The following is a 20892-nucleotide window of genomic DNA, read 5'->3' as shown; positions in this document are numbered from 1 at the left end:
GCAGGCGTCGGTCCCCTGAGACGCAACCACCATCGTGTCCGGTACCCGTGGTCCCGCAATAGGGCCTAAGGGCCCTAATCGGGCGTGGAAAGAGGGGGATTCACCGCAGCGCCGAGACGTTTCGCGGGGCCGGATTGGCGTTCGGCGCGCGGGATTCGGTACAGTCGTGGCGCACACGACATCGTGGCGATCCCATCGATGTCGTATGCCTGCGGGTGTAGTTCAATGGTAGAACCTCAGCCTTCCAAGCTGATGGTGCGGGTTCGATTCCCGTCACCCGCTCAAACATGACTTCCCTCGACGGCGTGAACCGCCCCGAGGTATCGGGGTGTAGCGCAGCTTGGTAGCGCATCCGCTTTGGGAGCGGAGGGTCGCAGGTTCAAATCCTGTCACCCCGACCATCACGACGAACGCGCCCCGATAGGGTGGCGCGCATGTCCACTACCTCACGGGTCGCGATCGTCACCGGTGCCGCACGCGGAATCGGTGCCGCTGTCGCGAAGAAGCTCGCCGCCGACGGTCACGCCGTCGCCGTTCTCGACCTCGACGAAGCCGCCTGCGCCGACACCGTGTCGGCCATCGAAGCCGCCGGGGGAACCGCGCTGGCCGTCGGTGCCGATGTGTCCGACGAAGACGCCGTCGCCGCGGCCGTCGAACGGATCGCCGGCGAACTGGGCGCGCCGACCGTGTTGGTGAACAACGCGGGCGTGCTGCGCGACAACCTGCTGTTCAAGATGTCGGTGCAGGACTGGGACATCGTCATGAACGTGCACCTGCGCGGCGCCTTCCTGATGACGCGCGCCGTGCAGAAGTACATGGTGGAGGCGAAGTTCGGGCGCGTGGTCAACCTGTCGAGCACCTCGGCGCTGGGCAACCGTGGCCAGGCCAACTACTCCGCGGCCAAAGCGGGCATGCAGGGCTTCACCAAGACCCTCGCGTTCGAGCTCGGCAAATTCGGTGTCACCGCCAACGCGATCGCTCCCGGTTTCATCGAGACCGAGATGACCGCGGCCACCGCGGCCCGCGTCGGCGTCGACTTCGAGGCCTTCAAACAGGCTGCGGCGGCACAGATTCCGGTGAACCGGGTGGGTACGCCCGACGACATCGCCCACACCGCCTCGTTCCTGGTGAGCGAAGGCGCGGGCTTCGTGTCCGGTCAGGTCATCTATGTGGCGGGCGGTCCCAAGGACTGACGCTCACGCGCAGCGGAAACGGAAGTCCGCGCGTGCCTCGGTGCTCGCGGTGACCGTGAGCCGCACGGGTTCGGTGTCGGCGAGGCCGCAGCCGCCCGGCACCGTCGCCACCCGCGCCTCGTAGCAGCCGTCCGGCAGCGCGACGCTCGCGCTGCCGTCGGCGCCGCTCACCAGCGTGGTGACGACCTCCTCGGCGCCGCAGGCGCGGACCTCGATATCGGCCCGGTTGACCGGCATCGGTTCGGAACCGGTGATCGCGCGGACGGTGAGTGTCCCGGTTCCCGGCGGCGCCGGATCGGCGCTCGCCACACCGGCGATCATCAGTGGAGCAAGAACGGACAGTGCGAGCAGACTACGGCGCATGAACCTCTCCTCGTCGATGAGTCGGGTCGTCCGCTGCTGATGGTAGGCGCTAGTCGGGCACCGGTGTGATACCCGCGCGTTCGTACCAGACCTGTTCGGCGGGCACCGAGACGGTGTCCAGCTCCGGGTAGCGCAGGGCCGACAGCGTGCCGCCGAACACCACGCCGGTGTCCAGGCACAGCGTGTTGTTGACCCACCGCAACGCCGTGACGGGTGTGTGCCCGTAGACGACCACCGGCGCTCCCCGATAGTCCTGCGCCCAGTCGTAGCGGATCGGCAGACCGTGCACGTCCACCTCACCGGTGGGCGCACCGTAGAGCGCGAAGGAGCGGGCCCGCCCGGATGTGCTGCCGTGCAGGCTTTCCGGTAGTCCCGCGTGGGCGACCACCAGCCTGCCCCGGTCGAGCAGGTAGTGCCCGGGCAGCTCGCGCAGGAAAGCCTGTGCGGCGGCGCGGAATTCGTTGTCCTCGTCGGCCAGCTGGGCCAGGGACTGCTCCAGCCCGTGCGCGATGCGCACATTGCGGCCGTCGAGGGCGCGCACCAGTTTGTAGTCGTGATTACCCGCCACGCACAGCGCCGTACGGGCCGCGACCATGCCCATCACCAGCCGCAGCACACCGGGCGTGTCGGGGCCACGGTCGACGAGATCACCGACGAACACCGCAGTGCGACGCTCGGGGTGCGCGGCCGTGACCGGCCTGCCCCTGTCGTCGCGCTCGACGACGTAGCCCAGCTTCCCGAGCAGTGCCTCGAGTTCGGCGCGGCAGCCGTGCACATCCCCGATCACGTCGAAGGGACCGCGGAGGTCGCGGCGGTCACGCGGGAGTATGTCGATACGGCGTTGCTCGGTCATCGCCTCCATCGTCGGCCAGCCGCGACCCGTGCCGCAACCGCGTTACGTCACAGTGGGGATCGAGGCCTCCGGCCAGGTCCAGTTCGCGACGGCCGGAATGTCCTCGCCGTGCTCCCTGGTCCAGCTGCGCGCCGCGAGCCGGGCGTCGACCATCTCCTGGCGCAGACCCGCCGCCCGCGTGCGCAGCCCGGGCACCCGGTCGATCACGTCGAGTACCAGATGGAAACGGTCCAGGTCGTTGAGCATCACCATGTCGAACGGGGTGGTCGTCGTGCCCTTCTCCTTGTATCCGCGCACGTGCAGGCCCGCGTGATTGCGCCTGCGGTAGGTGAGCCGGTGCACCAGCCACGGGTAGCCGTGGAAGGCGAAGATCACCGGCCGGTCGGTGGTGAACAGGGTGTCGAAGTGGGCGTCCGACAGGCCGTGCGGATGCTCCTCGGCCGGCAGCAGCCGCATCAGGTCAACGACATTGACGACGCGCACCCGCAGGTCGGGTAGGCGGTCGCGCAGGATCGCGGCGGCGGCGAGCGTCTCCAGCGTGGGGACGTCGCCCGCGCAGGCAAGCACCACATCCGGGGTGGTGCCCTGGTCGTCGTTGTGCCCGGCCCACTCCCAGATGCCGACGCCGCGCGCGCAGTGCACGGCGGCTTCCGGCGCCGAAAGCCAGTCCGGCCCGGGCTGTTTGCCCGCGACCACCACGTTCGCGTAATGCAGCGAACGCAGGCAGTGGTCGTAGGTGGACAGCAGGGTGTTGGCATCGGGCGGCAGATACACCCGGACGATCTCGGGGCTCTTGTTCACCACCACATCGAGGAAACCCGGGTCCTGATGGGTGAAGCCGTTGTGGTCCTGGCGCCACACGTGCGAACTCAGCAGGTAGTTCAGGCTCGGGATGCGGCGTCGCCACGGCACGGCGAGGCTGGCGTCGAGCCACTTGGCGTGCTGGTTGAACATGGCGTCGACGATGTGGATGAACGCCTCGTAGCAGGTGAACACGCCGTGGCGGCCGGTGAGCAGATAGCCCTCGAGCAACCCCTGGCACATGTGTTCGGACAGCACCTCGACCGCGCGGCCGGTCGGTGACAACGCCACATCCCAGCGACCGACCTCGGCCTGCCAATCGCGGCCGGTCACCTCGAGGATGTCCTGCAACCGGTTGCTGGCGAGTTCGTCGGGCGCGAAGGTCAGGAAGTTGTGTGGGTTGCGGGCGGTGACGTCACGCAGCCAGCCGCCGAGCACCCTGGTCGGTTCGTGTCTGCTCGCCCCCGGCCGCTCCACCGGCACGCCGTATTCGCGCCAGTCGGGCAGGTCGAGATCGCGGACCAACAGCCCGCCGTTGGCCACCGGATTGAGGCTCATCGGCCGATCGGGAATCCGGTCGAGCAGGGCGCGAACCGGCCTGCCCGCTTCGTCGAAGAGTTCCTCGGGCCGATACGACCGCAACCATTCCTCGAGCACCCGCCGGTGTTCCGGGTCGGTGCGCGCCGCGGGCAACGGGACCTGGTGGGCGCGGAAGGTGCCCTCGACCCGCTCGCCGTCGACCACCGGGGGACAGGTCCAGCCCTTCGGCGTGTGCAGCACGATCATCGGCCAGCGCGGGCGGGTGGTGTCGCCGTCCTCGCGCGCGGCCCGCTGGAACCCGGCGATCCGGTCGAGACAGGCGTCCATGGCGGCGGCCATCTTCTGATGCACCCGCGACGGATCGTTGCCCGACACGATCAGCGGTTCGTAGCCGTACCCGCGCAGCAGTTCGATGAGCTCATCACGGGGGATGCGCGCGAGGATGGTCGGATTGGCGATCTTGTACTCGTTGAGCGCCAGGATCGGCACCACCGCGCCGTCGCGGGCCGCGTTGAGGAATTTGTTCGCGTGCCAGCTGCCCGCCAGCGGCCCGGTCTCGGCCTCGCCGTCACCGATCACACAGAACACCGTGAGATCGGGGTTGTCCAGCGCGGCGCCGTAGGCGTGCAGCAGCGAATAGCCGAGCTCACCGCCCTCGTGGAAGGAGCCGGGGGTCTCGGGGGCGCAATGGCTCGGGACGCCGCCGGGAAACGAGAACTGATGGAACAACCGGCGCATACCGTCGGCGTCGCGGGGGATGTCGCGGTAGAGCTCGGCGTAGGCGCCCTCGAGCCACGCGCAGGCGTTCGGACCGGGCCCGCCGTGGCCGGGGCCCGCGACGAAGACGGCGTTCAGGTCGCGTGCGCGGATCACCCGATTCGCGTGCGCCCACACCAGATTCAGGCCGGGCACCGTGCCGAAATGGCCGAGCAGGCGCGGCTTGATGTCGGTGGAACGCAGCGGCTCGCGCAGCAACGGGTTGCGCATCAGGTAGATCTGGCCGACCGCGAGATAGTTCGCGGCCCGCCACCACGTGTCGACCGCGATCAACTCCTCGCTGGTCAGCGGACCTGGGGTTGTGGTGAGTGAATAGGGGTGGGGGGCAATGGATTCGCCTTCGCCTCCGCCGCCCACATTGTCGGCGGCGGTATCGCCCTCGCTGTTGCTGAGCCGGGTCATCGCAGACTCTCCTCGCACTCGCCTGAGCTGCGGCGTCGCCCGCCGCCGGACTGGTCGGCGCGCCGGAGGACACCCGGCGGCGCCGGTGGAGAAACGCAGTGCCGAGCCTACCGGTCGTGCCGGTTCGCACCGCCGGACCCGCGCTCCACTACTGTGCGGGCCATGGCTTCTCTCCCCAGGATCATCGGGACCGGACTGGTCGCCCTCGCCGCCCTCGTCAGCGCGGCATGCGGGTCCGACAGCGGATCGGCCGAATCCAAGGCGGCACCGACGCGCGAATGCATCGCCGAGGACATCAAGGTGGCGGGCGGTTTCGGTGACCCGCCGGAGATCACCATCCCCGACGACTGCACCCCGCCCAAGTCGCTGCTCGTCAAGGACCTGGTGCCCGGCACCGGACCCGGCGCGGTGGCCATGCAGCCACTCACCATGAACTACGCGCTGGTCACCTGGTCGGACAAGCAGACCCTCGACAGCTCGTTCAAGCGCGGTGCGCCCTTCGACCTGACGCTCGGCGCGGGCCAGGTCATCGAAGGCTGGGACAAGGGCCTGCTCGGTGTGCAGCAGGGTGCGCGCAGGCTGCTCATCGTGCCGCCGGATCTCGGCTACGGCGAAGGCGGCAACGGCGTCGCGCCCAACGAGACACTGGTCTTCGTCACCGACGCGGTGCAGGTCGGCAGCTAGCCGCCACCGCAACCAACCGCCGATTGCACGACCGCGCGTGCGGTCAACTACCCTGGTCGGGATGCGTGCGTCCGCACCGACTCAGGGCGCGACGCCCCATGCGGGGGCCACCACCATGAACTACGAACCAAGGAGCATGTCCGTGAAGAGCACCGTCGAGCAGCTGAGCCCGACCCGGGTCCGGATCAACGTCGAGGTGCCCTTCGAGGAGCTGAAGCCCGACTTCGACAAGGCGTACAAGGCGCTGGCCCAGCAGGTGAAGATCCCCGGCTTCCGTCCCGGCAAGGCCCCGGCCAAGCTGATCGAGACCCGCGTCGGCCGTGGCGCCGTGCTCGAGCAGGTCGTCAACGACGCGCTGCCGAACAAGTACGCCGAGGCCGTGCAGGCCGGCGAGGTGAAGGTCATCGGCCAGCCCGAGATCGAGATCACCAAGATCGAGGACGGCGACGAGCTGGCCTTCACCGCCGAGGTCGACGTGCGCCCGGAGATCGCCCTGCCCGACTACTCGGGCATCGAGGTCACCGTCGATTCCTTCACCATCGGCGACGAGGACATCGAGCAGCAGCTCACCTCGCTGCGTCAGCGCTTCGGCACCCTGACCGGTGTCGAGCGGGCCGTGCAGGACGGCGACTTCGTCTCGATCGACCTGTCGGCCACCGTCGACGGCGAGGACGTGCCCGAGGCCGCCACCACCGGCCTGTCGCACGAGGTCGGTTCGGGTCAGCTCATCGAGGGCCTCGACGAGGCCGTCATCGGCCTGAAGGCCGGCGAGTCCGCTGAGTTCACCTCCACCCTGGTGGCGGGCGAGCACGCCGGTAAGGAAGCCGTGATCACCGTGACCGTGCAGTCGGTCAAGGAGCGCGAGCTGCCCGAGGCCGACGACGAATTCGCCCAGCTGGCCAGCGAATTCGACACCATCGACGAGCTCAAGGAAGACCTGAAGGGCCGCGTCGAGCGCACCAAGAAGATCGAGCAGGCCGGTCAGATCCGCGACAAGGTGCTCGACACCCTGCTCGAGACCGTCGAGGTTCCGCTGCCCGAGGCCGTCGTCAAGGCCGAGGTCGACGCGGTGCTGCACGACGCCGTGCACGGCTTCGACCACGACGAGGCCAAGCTGGCCGAGGCGCTCGAGGCGCAGGGCTCCTCCCGCGAGGAGTTCGACAAGGACACCTTGGAAGCCGCCGAGAAGTCGGTGAAGACCCAGCTGCTGCTGGATGCCATCGCCGAGGCCGAGGGCACCCAGGTGGGCCAGCAGGAGCTCACCGAGCGCATCCTGTTCCAGGCTCAGCGCTACGGTATGTCGCCGGAGCAGTTCATCCAGCAGGTGCAGCAGGCCGGTCAGCTGGGTGCGGTGTTCGCCGACGTGCGCCGCGGCAAGGCGCTGGCCGGAGTTGTCGGTCAGGTCAAGGTCACCGACACCGACGGCAACGAGGTCGACACCACCGAAATGTTCGGTGACGCTGCGGATTCCGCCGAGACCGAGCAGGGCGAAGCCGCTGCTGAGTAAGTTTTCCCGGCGTGATTTGATTGCGCACGTGAGGGAGCGCAGCGACCGAACCAACGGTGCAGCGCGCCTCGCGCAGAGGGGAATCGAGCGCAGCGAGATTGCGCTCTGAGCGAAGAAGGGCGGTACCGGGAGTTCGGTGCCGCCCTGTTTCGTTAGTGTTTGAGACGACGACGAACCGTAGGCCGTTTGCAATCGGTGAGAAGAGAAGGCAGGTATCCGTGACAATCAACCAGGCAGGGGTCATGACAGCCGCTACTGCTGGTCTCAACCTCAGTGATTCCGTGTACGAGCGGCTGCTGCGCGAGCGCATCATCTTCCTTGGCACCCAGGTCGACGACGAGATCGCCAACAAGATCTGCGCGCAGATCCTGCTGCTCTCGGCCGAGGACTCGACCAAGGACATCTCCCTCTACATCAACTCCCCTGGTGGTTCGGTCACCGCGGGCATGGCGATCTACGACACGATGCAGTTCGCCGAGTGTGACATCAGGACCGTCGCGATGGGCCTGGCCGCGTCGATGGGTCAGTTCCTGCTCACCGCGGGAACCAAGGGCAAGCGTTTCGCGCTGCCGCACACCCGGATCATGATGCACCAGCCGTCGGCCGGTATCGGTGGTTCGGCCGCCGACATCGCGATCATGGCCGAGCAGTTCGCGCACACCAAGCGCGAGCTCAACGAGCTGCAGGCGCTGCACACCGGCAAGTCGGTCGAGCAGGTGACCGAGGACGCGGACCGCGACCGCTGGTTCACGGCGAAGGAAGCCCTCGAATACGGCTTCATCGACCACGTGGTCAGCCACGCGAACCAGACGAAGTAACCCACGCCGCGCACCGACACACTCGACTCGACCCTGGAGACAACCATGGCCAATCTGATCGACCCGCGCGCAGGCTTGGGTGGCGCTGCCGCCGCCAACCCGCAGTCGCGCTACATCCTGCCGCAGTTCACCGAGCAGACCTCGTTCGGCGTCAAGACCTCCGACCCGTACAACAAGCTGTTCGAGGAGCGCATCATCTTCCTGGGCAACCAGGTCGACGATGTCTCGGCCAACGACATCATGGCCCAGCTGCTCGTGCTGGAGTCGCAGGATCCCGATCGTGACATCACCATGTACATCAACTCGCCCGGTGGCTCGTTCACCGCGCTGATGGCGATCTACGACACCATGCAGTACGTGCGCCCCGACGTGGTGACGGTGTGCCTCGGCCAGGCGGCCTCGGCCGCCGCTGTGCTGCTGGCCGCCGGTGCGCCCGGCAAGCGTGCCGCGCTGCCCAACGCGCGCATCCTGATCCACCAGCCGTCCTCGGGCGGCGTGCAGGGTCAGGTGTCCGACCTCGAGATCGCCGCCGCCGAGATCGAGCGGATGCGCCGTCTCATGGAGGTCACGATTTCGCGGCACACCGGCAAGTCCGAGGAGCAGGTCCGCAAGGACACCGACCGTGACAAGATCCTGACCGCCGAGGAAGCCAAGGAATACGGCATCGTCGACCAGGTCTTCGACTACCGCAAGCTCAGCGGACAGAAGTGACACGCCCGGGTCCGTCGCCTGCTACCCGGCGGCGGACCCGGTTTTCTGCTACAACCCAACACATCGAACATGCGCGAGTTGTCGACCTGGCTCGCGCACAGCAGGTACGGTCGACTCAGGGACCATTGCTCTGATTGTCGGCACCGAAACGTATTCCGGCCCAATCGGAGGACGAGGGTCGCACTCGGACATAGGAAGTAGGGACCTACGAGATGGCGCGCATCGGAGACGGCGGCGATCTGCTCAAGTGCTCGTTCTGCGGAAAGAGCCAGAAGCAGGTCAAGAAGCTCATTGCGGGCCCTGGGGTCTATATCTGCGACGAGTGCATCGATCTCTGCAACGAGATCATCGAGGAAGAGCTGGCCGAGTCGAGCGAGGTCAAGCTCGACGAGCTGCCCAAGCCCTCGGAGATCCGTGATTTCCTCGAGAACTACGTGATCGGCCAGGACACCGCCAAGCGGACCCTCGCCGTCGCGGTCTACAACCACTACAAGCGCATCCAGGCGGGCGACAAGGGTCGCGACAGCCGGGGTGAGGCCGTCGAGCTGATGAAGTCGAACATCTTGATGCTCGGCCCCACGGGTTGCGGCAAGACCTATCTCGCGCAGACGCTGGCCAAGATGCTGAACGTGCCGTTCGCCATCGCCGACGCCACCGCGCTCACCGAAGCCGGTTACGTCGGTGAGGACGTCGAGAACATCCTGCTCAAGCTCATCCAGGCCGCCGACTACGACGTGAAGCGCGCCGAGACCGGCATCATCTACATCGACGAGGTCGACAAGATCGCTCGCAAGAGCGAGAACCCGTCGATCACCCGCGATGTCTCCGGTGAGGGTGTGCAGCAGGCGCTGCTGAAGATTCTGGAAGGCACGCAGGCGAGTGTGCCGCCGCAGGGCGGACGCAAGCACCCGCACCAGGAATTCATCCAGATCGACACCACCAACGTGCTGTTCATCGTGGCGGGCGCGTTCGCGGGCCTGGAGAAGATCATCTCCGATCGCACCGGCCACCGCGGTATCGGTTTCGGCGCCGAGGTGCGCTCCAAGGCCGAGGTCGACACCGACGACCACTTCGCCGACGTGATGCCCGAGGACCTGATCAAGTTCGGTCTGATCCCCGAGTTCATCGGCCGGCTGCCGATCGTCGCCTCGGTGACGAACCTGGACAAGGAATCGCTGGTCAAGATTCTCTCGGAGCCGAAGAACGCGCTGGTCAAGCAGTACGTTCGCCTGTTCGAGATGGACGGTGTCGACCTCGAGTTCACCCCCGACGCCCTCGAAGCGGTCGCCGATCAGGCCATCCTGCGCGGCACCGGTGCGCGTGGTCTGCGGGCGATCATGGAGGAAGTCCTGCTGCCGGTGATGTACGACATCCCGGGCCGCGACGACGTCGCCAAGGTGGTCGTGAACGCCGACACCGTCACCGAGAACGTTCTGCCGACCATCGTGCCGCGCAAGGCCCAGCGCACGGAGCGTCGCGACAAGTCGGCCTAGGCCGTCCCCCGAACACCACAGCGCCCGCCGGATCCGATCCGGCGGGCGCTGTGCTGTGTGGTGGGTTGTCGCGGTGGGTCAGTTGTCGCGGAACGACGGCGCCGCCGACACGATGTCCTCGTCGTCCTCGGCGGGGATCTCGGCCGAGGCGCGGGCGATGGCGGTGCTGTAGCGCGCGCTGGCGGCATTGTGGATGAGCAGGGCCACACCGATCATCACCGGGGCCACCGCGTGCACCGCGGCGTCGTACCAGTTGCCCGCGCTCAGATGCGGGTAGGTGTTGAGGGCGATGGTGAGCGCGAGCAGGAAACCCTCGGCGACGAACACCTGGGTGCGGTTGCCCATCACGCCCCACTCCGAGACCCGGGTGGTGCCGATCATGATGATGACCAGGCAGACGCTGATCATCGCCTCCAGGCCGAAACTCGCCCAGAACAGCGGGTCGCTCGGGCCGCCGGGGGCGATGTTGTGCTGCACGTTCACCGCCGACCACAGCATGCCCGCGATCACCACGCCCGCCAGCGCGCGCAACGACCAGGTTCGGTGCTGGTAGAGGGAGGCCAGCCGGGCGCGCGGGTTGGATTCGCGGCGCTGCGCGGCGATGGCCTTGCGGGCGAGCATGAGGTCGGCCATCTCGGCTCGTTCGAGCTCGGCGGTCGTCTCGCGCAGGCGGTCGGCGTGCGTCGAGGCGGCTTTGATCTGCTTCCAGCGCTGATCGCGCTCGTAGGTGCGGATCTTCTCGGCCAGCTCGCGTTCGGCGCGCAGTTCGTCTTCCGAGAGCGCGTCGGTCAGGGCCGGGTCGGATTGATAGGTGATGCGTTGCCGGGCACGTTCCACCCGGACGGGCAACGCGAGGACTTCGTCATCGAGCGGGTGTTCCTCGCGCATCGCAACTCCAGTGTGCAAAAGGGTTCGCCTGGTCGCGTCATTGTTGCGCATCGAGGCGCCCGAGGCACATCCGAGGTCCGGGTCGATCGAACATGCGGATGCCGGAAACTTCTGGCGCACAACTGTGTAGCTGTTTCAGCGGCCGTCGTGGACACGGTGACGAACGATTCGCATCGTTCGCGCCCGGTTGCCGAGGAGCTTCGTTGATCCTCCGTGGTTCGCCGTTGAACCTTTGTCCCGTTCGGTGCTTCTGTTGATGATGTCGCTGCCGGTCATCAGCGTGTTACCTGGTGTTAGGAAACTTTCGTTTCGTCCTTTTCGTCCGCCTTGCAGGGCGTTCACCCATTAAGACGTGCTCACCTCGCAAAACTCATCGGCGTATCCTCGCGGTGTGTCGGACTGATGCTGCTGATTTCGTGCTGTTTACTCGGTCCGTCAATCAGATGTTCGAGTGACGAGTGGAAGCGGAGGAGACATGGCACTGCCTACGATGACCGCCGAACAGCGCACCGAGGCGTTGGCCAAAGCGGCTGCCGTGCGCAAGGCGCGCTCGGAACTGATCGGCAAGGTGAAGGAGGGCAAGGTCACCGTCGCCGATCTGCTCAAGAAGGCCGACAGCGACGACCTGGTCAAGAAGACCAAGGTCGCGGCCGTGATCAAGGCGCTGCCGGGCGTTGGCCCGGTGAAGGCGGCCAAGCTGATGGATCAGGCCGAGATCCCCGAGGATCGTCGTATCGGTGGTCTCGGTGCACGCCAGCGCGCGGCACTGCTCGACGCCCTCGAGGCCTGAGCCGGATCGTGATCCGGCGCCCGTGGTGCACCACGCACGGGCGTCGGGATGGTCTCGGGCTCGCGGAGCTCAGACGCAGTAGGTCAGCAGGAAATCATTGATACGCAGGCGCCAGCCCGGCTGCAGTTCGATCGGGAGGGTGCCGACCCGCGACCACCGGTCGCTGTCGGGGGCGGCGAAATAGGTGCCTGAGGTGGCGGGCGCTTCGCGGACGAACACCTTGCCCCGGTCGGGGTCGACGAAGGCGTGAACCCGCGAGACCAGCCGATCGCGTTCGATCAGGATCGGCGTGGCAGCGGACTGGCGAACGGAATTGTCGCCAGAGGGGTTGCGGCCCAGTACATATGGCCGGTCGAGGGGATAGCTCAGACCGTCCTCGGTGACCAAGGCGCCCCGCGGACTGGTCGAATTGCCCAGGTGCTCTTGGTTTTTGCGCAGCCCCACCGGCTCGGCACGCTTGGCGGCGTCGATCGCCTGTGACCAGGCCAGCGGTGCATGCGCGGCGGGGGAATTGCGCGGACCGGTGCTCACGGTGGCGCCCTCGCCGGAATCGGGCCGAGCACCCACACTCACGGTCTCACCGTCCGGAATGCTCGTCACCGGTTCGTCGGCCACGGCGAAACCACTGGTCGACGGCTGAGCCGCGGCGGGCTCGCCCTCGCTGCGCGGGCGCACCGCCTGGAAACCGGTGGCCTCGGTGGGTGGTGGTTCGTCGATCGCCTCCACCCGGCGCGGTGCGGGACCGCGCCGACGGCCCAGGTTGAGCACGAAACCGTTGCCGTTGACGATGCCCGCGCGCAGATCCGTTCGCGGGTTGGCGCTGGTCGGGTCGGCCATCTCGGCGCCGATGGCGATGCGGCGGACCGGTTCGCGAATGATCTCGTCGACCCAGGTGAAGGCGCGATCCCCGGCCAGGCGGCGGTTGCCCTCGGCGCCGGAGACCTCCGCGATCACGGTGCCGCGCAACAAGATCAGGATCCCGTCGGCGGTGGGAGCGAGAACACCGAACGGCGGTGGCGCCGACGCGCCGCCGAACACCACCCCGGCCAGCCGCTGGGCGAGTGCCGCACCGGGTGCCGAGGCTGTGGTGTTGAGCGCGACGGTCTCGACCGCACCGAGTAACCGGTCGGTCGACGGTGTCTCGCCGGCCAGATAGACCACGACATCGCCGAACCGAGCGACGATTCCGGTACCGGGCACGATTGCCACGGTGGACGAATGCGCGCGCATCAACGCCTCCTTGTCGGACGGGGTCACTGCCAGCATAGAGGGACACGGCGGGCTCGGAAGCGGGTTGTCGCAGGCTTCGCAAACTGACCGGACGGTCTCGCGAACATTGTTCGTCGCAAACGACGTTCGGGTGGCGAGTAGGATTACCTGCCATGAATGCCGCACCCGTCAGTCGCCGGGCCAGACCGGCGAAAGCTCCACTGAGTCGTGACATCGTCATCGAGACCGGATTGCGCATCCTCGACTCCGAGGGATCGGCCGCGCTCACCATGCGCCGGGTGGCGCAGGAACTCGATACCGGTGCCGCCTCGCTCTACGTCTACGTCGCCAATCGCGACGACCTGATGACGGGCATGCTCGACCACGTCCTGGCCGCCGTGCCGACACCTACCCACGGCGACTGGCGCGAGCGCCTGGAAGCCCTCGTCACCTCGGCCGTCGACGCGCTCGGCCGCCACGAAGGTCTCGCGCTCGTCGCGTTCGCCCGGTCCACCGGTCGCGCGCTCGGGCTGGTCGAGCAGTTGCTCGGCCTGCTGCGCGAGGGCGGGCTCGACCCGGCCAGGGCCGCCTGGGCCGTCGACCTGCTGTACCCGCACATCACCGCCGCGGCCGCCGAGCGGGCCGTCTACGACGACACGACCGTCTCGCGCCGTCTCGCCGGCCTGCCCGCCCGGAGCTACCCGAACATCACCGCCGCCCGCGAGCACCTGGCGGGCGACGCCGCCGCCCGCACCCGGTGGGCACTGAACGCGCTGCTCAACGGCATCCTCGCCACCCCCGTGGAGGTGCGATGACCGGCCTCGAGCACGTACCCGCGCTGGTTACCGGCTATCCCATCGCACCGGGCGGCCCCGTTCAGCGACGTGAACCGATCCGGGTCGGCGAGCTCGTCCGGCCGGGCGGACCGATCCGGCCGGCCCGCGAACGCGATATCGCCACGCTGCAGGAGATCGAACGTCGCGCCGGTGCGCCGTTCGCCGAGATCGGCATGGTCGCCGTCGCCGAGGACGAGCCGCCGTCGGCGGAACTGCTGCGCGAGTTCCTCGTCGGCGAACGCGCCTGGGTGTGGCCCGATGCGCAGGACGAACCGATCGGTTACCTGCTGCTCGGCATCGTCGACGGGCAACCGCACATCGACCAGGTGTCGGTAGACCCCGCCTACGCCGGTCTGCGGATCGGCAAGAGCCTGATCGACCACGCCGTCACCTGGGCGAAATCCCAGGGCCTGCACGAACTCACCCTCACCACCTTCACCGAGGTCCCCTGGAACGGTCCCTACTACGAGCGGCTCGGCTTCACCTACATCCCGGTCGACGACGAACCACCTGGCCTGCGCGCTGTCCGCGCCGAGGAATCCGCCAACGGCCTCGACGAATGGCCGCGCGCGTGCATGCGCGTCGATCTGAGGGGCTGGGTGTACGACTGACCCGTCGTTGGGGGTCCGAGTCGGTGGTGCCGGCCCGCATCACCAGTCGCCACCCGTCCGCCGGCGCTGCGTCCAGGCGGCGGGTGTGCGACTGTCCTGCGCCCTATTCGCAATGCGTGGCCTTGCGCCGGCCCTGGCTCCTCGAGTCGGTGTAGCGGTCGAAGGCACAGGCCGCGCTGGGGTGCCGACGTGTCCCTACGGCCGACTGCGACTCATCCGAAGGCTTACACCGCGCGGGGCCGAGTCTCCGAAGTGCCGGTGCCGGGCGCGGTTGCGGATCAGCGTTCGCACGCCGAGCCGAATTGGCCACGCAGCACCTGCGGCCCCGAGGCGGCCGGCTGCCTGTGGCCGCTTCGTGCAGGGCTACGCGGTCGAAGGCCGCTTCCGGAGTCGGGCGGCTTACGAGCGACGTCCGATGATCGCGGCGTTGCGGGCGAGGGCGGCTTCGGCGGCCGGGGTCGCGGCGGCGTGGTCGGTGGGGACCAGGCCGATGCGGGTGCGGCGGTCGAGGAGATCGTCGACCGTTTCGGCGCCCTCATGGGTGATGGCGAAGTCGAATTCGGCGGCGGTGACGTCGATTCCGGGGGCGACGGGTTCGGCGAGGGCCGGGTCGGCCAGCCAAGCCGAGACGATGGCGCCCGCTTCGTGCCCGTAACGCTCGATCAGGACCGGTGGGGCGTCGATGCGGTCGCGGGCAGCGCCGGACACCGCGCCGACCAGGGGGAGTCGGGTGGTGCGGCAGGGCGCGGCCGATAGGCCCGCCTGAGCGATCGCGGCGTCGACCACGTCCTGCGCCATGCGCCGGTAGGTGGTGAGCTTGCCGCCGACGACGGTGATGAGCCCGTCGGGTGCGGTGAGCACGGCGTGCTCGCGGGAGATGTCGGCGGTGCTGTCGTCGGCGGTCTTCAGCAGGGGCCGCAGCCCGGCGAAGCGGCCACGGATGTCCTTGCGCGTCAGCGGCTCCCGCAGCGCGGTGTTGATGGTGTCGAGCAGGAAGTCGACCTCGGCTTCGGTGGGCTGGGGCTCGTCGGGGATCGGGCCGGGGGCGTCCTCGTCGGTGAGGCCGAGGTAGACGCGGCCGTGGGCGGCGGGCAGGGCGAACACGAAGCGGCTGATGCTGCCGGGCACGGGCACGGTCAGTGCCGCGCTGAGCCCGCCGAAGGCGGCGGCGTCGAACACCAGGTGGGTGCCGCGGCTCGGGCGCAGTTCGATGCTGCTGTCGACCTCGCCCGCCCACACGCCGGTCGCGTTGACGACGGCGCGGGCCTGAACGGTCAGCTCCTCGCCGGTTCGCGTATCGCGTAGTCGCACCGAATTGCCGTCGGCTGCAACGGCTTCCATGCGCGTGAGCACGGTCGCGCCCTCACCGGCCGCCGTGCGAGCCAGGGCGACGACGAGGCGGGCGTCGTCGACGAGCTGCCCGTCCCACGCCTGCAATCCGCCGCGCAGGCCGTCACGGCGCACGGTCGGCGCCAGCCGCAATGCCTCTGCGGCGGCGACCTTTCGCGATCGCGGCAGGATCGCGGCCCGGGTGCGTGCCGCCACCCGCAGCGCGTCACCGGCGGCGAAACCAGCCCGGATCAGCGAACTCTGAGCCGCACCCATACCGGGCAGCAACGGAACGAGCTGGGGGAGCGGGCGCACCAGATGGGGTGCCGTGGTGCGCAGCAGGATGCCGCGTTCGACCGCGCTCTCGTGGGCGATGCCGACCCGCCCGCTCGCCAGGTAGCGCAACCCGCCGTGCACGAGCTTGGAACTCCAGCGGCTCGTGCCGAAGGCGAAGTCGTTGCGCTCCACCAGCAGGGTGCGCAGGCCGCGCGCGGCGGCGTCGAGCGCGGCACCGGCACCGGTGACACCCGCGCCGATCACCACCACATCCACCTCCGGGTGGTCGCCGAGCGCGGCGAGGTCGGCGGTGCGGCGAGCCGCGTCGAGCGCGGTGGGTGAATCAGCAGTCATCACAATCCTTGTCGGGGTTCAGGGAAGCAGGTAACCCTCGATCGCCCTCGCCAGCTCGGTGTCGAACTGCGCACCCTCGAGCAACGGCGCCATCGTGCCCGCCGACTGCACCGCCGACTGGGCGATGAGCAGCAGCATGGCGGCCAGCTGCTCGGGCTCGCCCGCCCGGATCGACCCGTCCTCCTGGCCGATCCGGATCGCGGTGGCGAACAGTTCGATGAGCGTGCGCTGATTGCGCCCGAGCCTGCCGAACACGTAGGTGAGCATGAGGTCGGTGTCGGTGCGGAAGATCTTGGCGAACACCGCGTTCGCCCGCACCGCCGCCGCACCCGCCACGATGCCGCGCACCAGCCGGTCGAGGCCGAGGCCGGTGTCGGGCATGGTCTCGGCGACGATGGTGCGCAGCTCGCGCACCAGCAGTTCCGCGATGAGCGAGCCGGTGTCCGGCCACCGCCGGTACACCGTCGGCCTGCTCACACCGGCGCGGCGTGCCACTTCGGTGAGCGTGGTGCGGCGCACCCCGAAATCGACGACGCAGGCCCGCGCGGCATCGAGAATCGCCATATCGGTAGGCGAAAGCCGCTGGTCGGCTCGAGCCGCGAGGTCGATCATCCTGTACACCCCCATGGTGTCGACGACGCCGTGGTGAGCGCCGTGGTCTGGCCGGAACGCCCAAGGGTATCGAGCGCGCCGGTGGGTTCGTCGCCGCGAATTCGCGGCAGTGACATCCGACAACTGGGTAGAGGCCGACTCGAGGAGATCTCGTGTAGTTACTGCTTGACACTATATGTCAGGATGTAACGCATGGTCGAGTTGAACAGCGAAATGTCCGGATCGACGGCCGAACGGCCGAGTATGGTGTGGGACGCCTGGGGTGTGCCCGCCGGACATCAACCCCTGTCGGCGCAGATCCGCGGCCTGCTCACCCAGGTCTTCGGGATCTCGGGTGAGCCGGCGGCACGACGCGACGAGGGCGACGTGCCGCTGGTCGCGAGCACGCTCACCGCCAGCACCCGCGCGGACCTCGCTGCCCTGGTCGGTGCCGAGCACGTCAGCACCGACGACATCGACCGGCTGCGGCATGCCGGCGGGAAGAGCACCCTCGACCTGCTGCGCCGCCGCGACACCCGCCCGCAGGACGCGCCCGACGCGATCGTCGCGCCCGCCGACCACAACGCGGTGCTGGCCGTACTGCGGTACTGCTCCGCGCACGGCATCGCGGTGGTGCCCTTCGGTGGCGGCACCAGTGTGGTCGGCGGCGTCGACCCGGTGCGCGGCCGATTCCCCACCGTGATCGCGCTCGACCTGCGCAGGCTCGACACCCTCACCGACGTGGACGCGGTGAGTGGCACCGCCACCCTCGGTGCCGGGCTCACCGGCCCGCAGGCGGAGAAACTACTTGCGGCACACGGTCTTTCGCTCGGGCATTTCCCGCAGAGTTTCGAATTCGCCACCATCGGCGGGTTCGCCGCGACCAGGTCGTCGGGGCAGGCGTCGGCGGGCTACGGCCGCTTCGACGACATGGTCCAGCGACTGGTGGTCGCCACTCCGAGGGGCACCCTCGATCTCGGCCGCGCGCCCGCCTCGGCGGCCGGGCCCGACCTGCGCGAACTGTTCGTCGGGTCCGAGGGGACGCTCGGCGTGATCACCTCGGTCACCGTGCGGGTGCACCCGATCCCCGAAACCACCGCCTACCAGGCCTGGTCGTTCCCCGACTTCGCCACCGGCGCGGCCGCCCTGCGCACCGTCGTGCAGACGGGTGCGGCGCCGACGGTGCTTCGCCTGTCCGACGAGGCCGAGACCGGCCTGAACCTGGCCCGCTCGAGCGATATCGGCGGTGCGCCGGTCTCCGGCTGCCTTGCGGTGACGACCTTTGAGGGCACCGCCGCCCACGTCGCGGCCCGCAGCGCCGAAGCGAGCGAACTGCTCAGCTCCGCCGGCGGAACCGCGCTCGGGACCGCCCCGGCCGAACAGTGGGAACACGGCCGTTTCGCCGCGCCCTACCTGCGTGACGCCCTGCTCGATGTCGGGGTGCTGTGCGAGACGCTGGAAACCGCGACCAGCTGGTCGAACCTGGCGAACCTGAAGGCGAAAGTGACGGCCGCGCTGTCGGATTCGCTCACCGGCCAGGGCACGCCCGCGCTGGTGATGTGTCACATCTCGCACACCTACCCGACCGGTGCGTCGCTGTACTTCACCGTCGTCGCCAAGCAGCTCGAGGATCCGATCGCGCAGTGGCGCGTCGCCAAGACCGCCGCGGGCGACGCCATCATGGCGGCCGGTGCCACCATCACCCACCATCACGCCGTCGGCGCCGACCACCGTCCGTGGATGGGCGCCGAGGTCGGTGACCTGGGCGTACAGGTGCTGCGGGCGGTGAAACACGAACTCGACCCCGCAGGCGTGCTGAATCCTGGAAAGCTGGTGCCGTGAAACAGCATTCGGTACAGCGATTATTGCTCGTCACCAACCCGCACTCCGGTGCCGGTCGCGGTGACGGTGTCGCCGAGGCGGTCCTGGCGGTAGCCCTGGCCGGTGGCGTCGAGGTCGCACAGGTGCGGGCGCCGAGCGCGGCGGAATCGGTGGAGCAGGTGGCCGCCGCGATCGCCGACCCGGCCAGGCGGCCCGACGCGGTCGTCTGTGTGGGCGGTGACGGTCTGATGAACGTGCTGCTCGCCGCCGTCGCCCACACCGGTGTGCCGCTCGGGCTGGTTCCCGCGGGCACGGGCAACGACCTCGCCCGCGAACTCGGCATCCCCACCGGCGACCCGCGCGCCGCCGCCGAGATCGTGCTGCGCGGCCGCACGAAGACCATCGATCTGGGCCGTATCGAATCCGCCGGTGCCACGCCCACCTGGTTCGCCACCATCGTCGGCGCTGGTTTCGACGCGCGAGTCACGTTGCGCGCCAACGCGATGCGCCGCCCGCGCGGACCGCTGCGCTACACCTTCGCCGCCGCCGCCGAACTCATGCGCGGCTACACGCTGCCGTTCCAGATCGAGATGTCCGGTCTGGCGCCCGGCGCGCTCGACAACCCCGACGACGCGCACGCGGTGATCTACACCGACGCCGTGATGACGCCCATCGGCAACACCCGCACCTACGGCGGCGGCATGCTGGTGTGCCCCGACGCCCTGCCCGACGACGGCTACCTCGACATCACGGTGGTCGGCGCGGTCTCGCGACTCGAGATGGCGCGCCTGCTGCCCGCCCTGTCGGCGGGCAAGCGCATCGATCACCCCTCCACCAAGCGGTACCGCGCGCGCCGCATCACCGTCACGGCGTCGGGTGGGTATGCCACCGCCGACGGTGAACCGGCGGGCACCCTTCCCGTCACCGTGCAGGCGATGCCGGGTGCACTGACGGTGCTGGTGCCCTGACGGCGGACGATTGGCGAGTCGGCACCCGGTGACCGGTGTCGCCATCAGGCACGACGGGTCCCGGTTCGATGCCGTCGACGATGCCTGTGGTCGGCACCGTCGACCGGGCGAGCACGATCAGGCGGGCGGCGCGAAGGTGATCCGGGAGATCTCGGTGAGGGTGGGACGGTCGACTACGACGACCGACGACGCGGGTAGCGGCCGGGCGTCGAGGTCGCGCATCAGGCGCTCCCAGCGGCGGCAGTGCGCGCCGAAGGCGACGATGTTCACCCGCCTGCCGCGAGTGACCTGACCGCGCCTGGCCTGGGTGGCGGGCACATCGATCAGCACCATGTGCACCTCGCGCTCACCCGAGCGCGCCCACCGCGCGATCAGGCGACGGCTCCAGGCGAACGTCGCGCAGTCGTGGATGGCGACCGGTCCGTCGGCGACCAGCAGCGCCGCGCGGATCGCCCGGTAATGCGCCAGGTGCACCAGCGGACGCCACAGGGGATAGGGCACCCGGCCGAGGCGGTGCCGCAATCGGTTGCGGGCGTGGTTGGAATCGAGCACCAGCGCACCCGCTGCCGTCCGCACCGGTAGCTCCGCGTTCGGGTCGGCGCCGAAAAGGCGCTGCAGCGCAGTGGATTTCCCCGCGCCGGGCACCCCGGCGAAAATCAGCACCGCCGTGGCAGGGTAGCGCAATTCGTCGACGTGGTCCGCGCGTAAGTCCAGCAGTGCGACGGGAATGACGGTCCGGGACGGCACGGATCGATCGGCGGGAGGGGAGCTGGCATCGAGCGGAGGCGTCACCCTCTCCAGAATCCGGGAAAACAGACAATTCGGCAATCGGTGAACACCCTGAGTTCGCGTCGACCGGCCTGTCGGACAACAGTTTCCGCGTGTCGATGGAGACACTCACAACGGCCGCCGATCACCGCTTGGAAGAATCTGAGAATTGGCTATGTATCCGAGGAACACCCGAAAATCGCCGGTACAGTCATCGGTAGAGGCGAAGTCTTCGGTGTCCCTCATCCACCGAAGACTTCGCCTCTGGTTGTGTTGGGGGCTTGGTGTCTTGCACCCAAACGGTATTGG

18 protein-coding genes, 2 tRNA genes and 1 pseudogene are annotated in these 20892 nt (G+C 68.7%); 13 read left to right on the top strand and 8 right to left on the bottom strand.

The window, feature by feature from the left end:
* Positions 1–211 precede the first annotated feature (211 nt).
* The 3 genes from NCO8_RS24240 to fabG all read left to right on the top strand — a co-directional run bounded on the left by NCO8_RS24240 (position 212) and on the right by fabG (position 1193).
* Positions 212–282 (top strand) — tRNA-Gly (locus NCO8_RS24240).
* Between the two features lie 42 nt (positions 283–324).
* Positions 325–401: transfer RNA gene (locus NCO8_RS24235), tRNA-Pro, on the top strand.
* 33 nt (positions 402–434) lie between these two features.
* Complete coding sequence (gene fabG, locus NCO8_RS24230) at positions 435–1193, top strand: 3-oxoacyl-ACP reductase FabG (protein WP_067486204.1); 759 nt, start codon at positions 435–437, stop codon at positions 1191–1193.
* A gap of 3 nt (positions 1194–1196) precedes the next feature.
* On the opposite strand, the gene NCO8_RS24225 is transcribed toward fabG, so the two are convergent.
* The 3 genes and pseudogenes from NCO8_RS24225 to NCO8_RS24215 all read right to left on the bottom strand — a co-directional run bounded on the left by NCO8_RS24225 (position 1197) and on the right by NCO8_RS24215 (position 4929).
* Positions 1197–1556 (bottom strand): hypothetical protein, encoded by a 360-nt coding sequence (locus NCO8_RS24225; protein WP_157105071.1) that lies wholly within the window; start codon positions 1554–1556, stop codon positions 1197–1199.
* A gap of 79 nt (positions 1557–1635) precedes the next feature.
* Positions 1636–2373: pseudogene (locus NCO8_RS24220) on the bottom strand (metallophosphoesterase); the annotation flags it as partial.
* 78 nt (positions 2374–2451) lie between these two features.
* Complete coding sequence (locus NCO8_RS24215) at positions 2452–4929, bottom strand: phosphoketolase family protein (RefSeq protein ID WP_084457431.1); 2478 nt, start codon at positions 4927–4929, stop codon at positions 2452–2454.
* A gap of 162 nt (positions 4930–5091) precedes the next feature.
* On the opposite strand from NCO8_RS24215, the gene NCO8_RS24210 reads away from it, so the two are divergent.
* The 5 genes from NCO8_RS24210 to clpX all read left to right on the top strand — a co-directional run bounded on the left by NCO8_RS24210 (position 5092) and on the right by clpX (position 10142).
* Positions 5092–5613, top strand: coding sequence for an FKBP-type peptidyl-prolyl cis-trans isomerase (locus NCO8_RS24210; protein ID WP_067642399.1), 522 nt, complete (start codon positions 5092–5094; stop codon positions 5611–5613).
* A gap of 142 nt (positions 5614–5755) precedes the next feature.
* Entirely contained in the window at positions 5756–7120 is a 1365-nt protein-coding gene (tig, locus tag NCO8_RS24205; RefSeq protein WP_067642427.1) for a trigger factor, read from the top strand.
* 242 nt (positions 7121–7362) lie between these two features.
* Positions 7363–7938 (top strand): ATP-dependent Clp protease proteolytic subunit, encoded by a 576-nt coding sequence (locus tag NCO8_RS24200; protein ID WP_067486977.1) that lies wholly within the window; start codon positions 7363–7365, stop codon positions 7936–7938.
* Positions 7939–7983: 45 nt separating this feature from the next.
* On the top strand, positions 7984–8649 hold the full coding sequence (locus tag NCO8_RS24195) for an ATP-dependent Clp protease proteolytic subunit (protein ID WP_067486212.1): 666 nt from the start codon (positions 7984–7986) through the stop codon (positions 8647–8649).
* 212 nt (positions 8650–8861) lie between these two features.
* Complete coding sequence (gene clpX, locus NCO8_RS24190; RefSeq protein WP_067486214.1) at positions 8862–10142, top strand: ATP-dependent Clp protease ATP-binding subunit ClpX; 1281 nt, start codon at positions 8862–8864, stop codon at positions 10140–10142.
* A 78-nt stretch (positions 10143–10220) separates the two neighbouring features.
* On the opposite strand, the gene NCO8_RS24185 is transcribed toward clpX, so the two are convergent.
* A complete protein-coding gene (locus tag NCO8_RS24185) occupies positions 10221–11030 on the bottom strand; it encodes a hypothetical protein (protein WP_067486980.1) in 810 nt (269 codons plus the stop codon).
* 475 nt (positions 11031–11505) lie between these two features.
* Here NCO8_RS24185 and mihF point away from each other — a divergent pair, with 475 nt between their 5' ends.
* Positions 11506–11820 (top strand): integration host factor, actinobacterial type, encoded by a 315-nt coding sequence (mihF, locus tag NCO8_RS24180; protein WP_019045768.1) that lies wholly within the window; start codon positions 11506–11508, stop codon positions 11818–11820.
* A gap of 69 nt (positions 11821–11889) precedes the next feature.
* Here the strand turns inward: mihF and NCO8_RS24175 are convergent, their stop codons facing one another.
* The gene (locus NCO8_RS24175; protein WP_067642398.1) at positions 11890–13086 is read right to left on the bottom strand and encodes an FHA domain-containing protein; all 1197 of its coding nucleotides are present in this window, start codon (positions 13084–13086) and stop codon (positions 11890–11892) included.
* Positions 13087–13202: 116 nt separating this feature from the next.
* On the opposite strand from NCO8_RS24175, the gene NCO8_RS24170 reads away from it, so the two are divergent.
* Together NCO8_RS24170 and NCO8_RS24165 are read left to right on the top strand one after the other, a co-directional pair.
* Positions 13203–13844 carry a TetR/AcrR family transcriptional regulator gene (locus tag NCO8_RS24170; RefSeq protein WP_067486218.1) on the top strand — a complete coding sequence of 214 codons (642 nt, stop codon included), beginning with the start codon at positions 13203–13205 and terminating at the stop codon, positions 13842–13844.
* Entirely contained in the window at positions 13841–14476 is a 636-nt protein-coding gene (locus NCO8_RS24165) for a GNAT family N-acetyltransferase (protein ID WP_084457430.1), read from the top strand. Before NCO8_RS24170 ends, NCO8_RS24165 begins: the two co-directional genes overlap by 4 nt.
* A gap of 399 nt (positions 14477–14875) precedes the next feature.
* Here NCO8_RS24165 and NCO8_RS24160 read toward each other — a convergent pair whose 3' ends face one another.
* A complete protein-coding gene (locus NCO8_RS24160; RefSeq protein ID WP_067642425.1) occupies positions 14876–16435 on the bottom strand; it encodes a glycerol-3-phosphate dehydrogenase/oxidase in 1560 nt (519 codons plus the stop codon).
* Positions 16436–16453: 18 nt separating this feature from the next.
* Positions 16454–17047: a TetR/AcrR family transcriptional regulator gene (locus NCO8_RS24155; protein WP_067642397.1), complete on the bottom strand. Its 594-nt coding sequence runs from the start codon at positions 17045–17047 to the stop codon at positions 16454–16456.
* A gap of 243 nt (positions 17048–17290) precedes the next feature.
* Here NCO8_RS24155 and NCO8_RS24150 point away from each other — a divergent pair, with 243 nt between their 5' ends.
* Both NCO8_RS24150 and NCO8_RS24145 read left to right on the top strand, forming a co-directional pair.
* Positions 17291–18868, top strand: a complete 1578-nt coding sequence (locus NCO8_RS24150) for an FAD-binding oxidoreductase (RefSeq protein ID WP_157105075.1) — start codon at positions 17291–17293, stop codon at positions 18866–18868.
* Entirely contained in the window at positions 18865–19815 is a 951-nt protein-coding gene (locus NCO8_RS24145; protein WP_067642396.1) for a diacylglycerol kinase family protein, read from the top strand. Before NCO8_RS24150 ends, NCO8_RS24145 begins: the two co-directional genes overlap by 4 nt.
* Before the next feature lie 117 nt (positions 19816–19932).
* Here NCO8_RS24145 and NCO8_RS24140 read toward each other — a convergent pair whose 3' ends face one another.
* Positions 19933–20562 carry an AAA family ATPase gene (locus NCO8_RS24140; protein WP_245655478.1) on the bottom strand — a complete coding sequence of 210 codons (630 nt, stop codon included), beginning with the start codon at positions 20560–20562 and terminating at the stop codon, positions 19933–19935.
* Between the last annotated feature and the right edge of the window lie 330 nt (positions 20563–20892).

The sequence above is a fragment of the Nocardia coubleae NBRC 108252 genome, from assembly GCF_001612805.1.
Taxonomy (GTDB): Bacteria; Actinomycetota; Actinomycetes; order Mycobacteriales; family Mycobacteriaceae; genus Nocardia; species Nocardia coubleae.
Note: the sequence above shows the minus strand (reverse complement) of the source record. Positions and strands in the feature narration are given on the sequence as shown.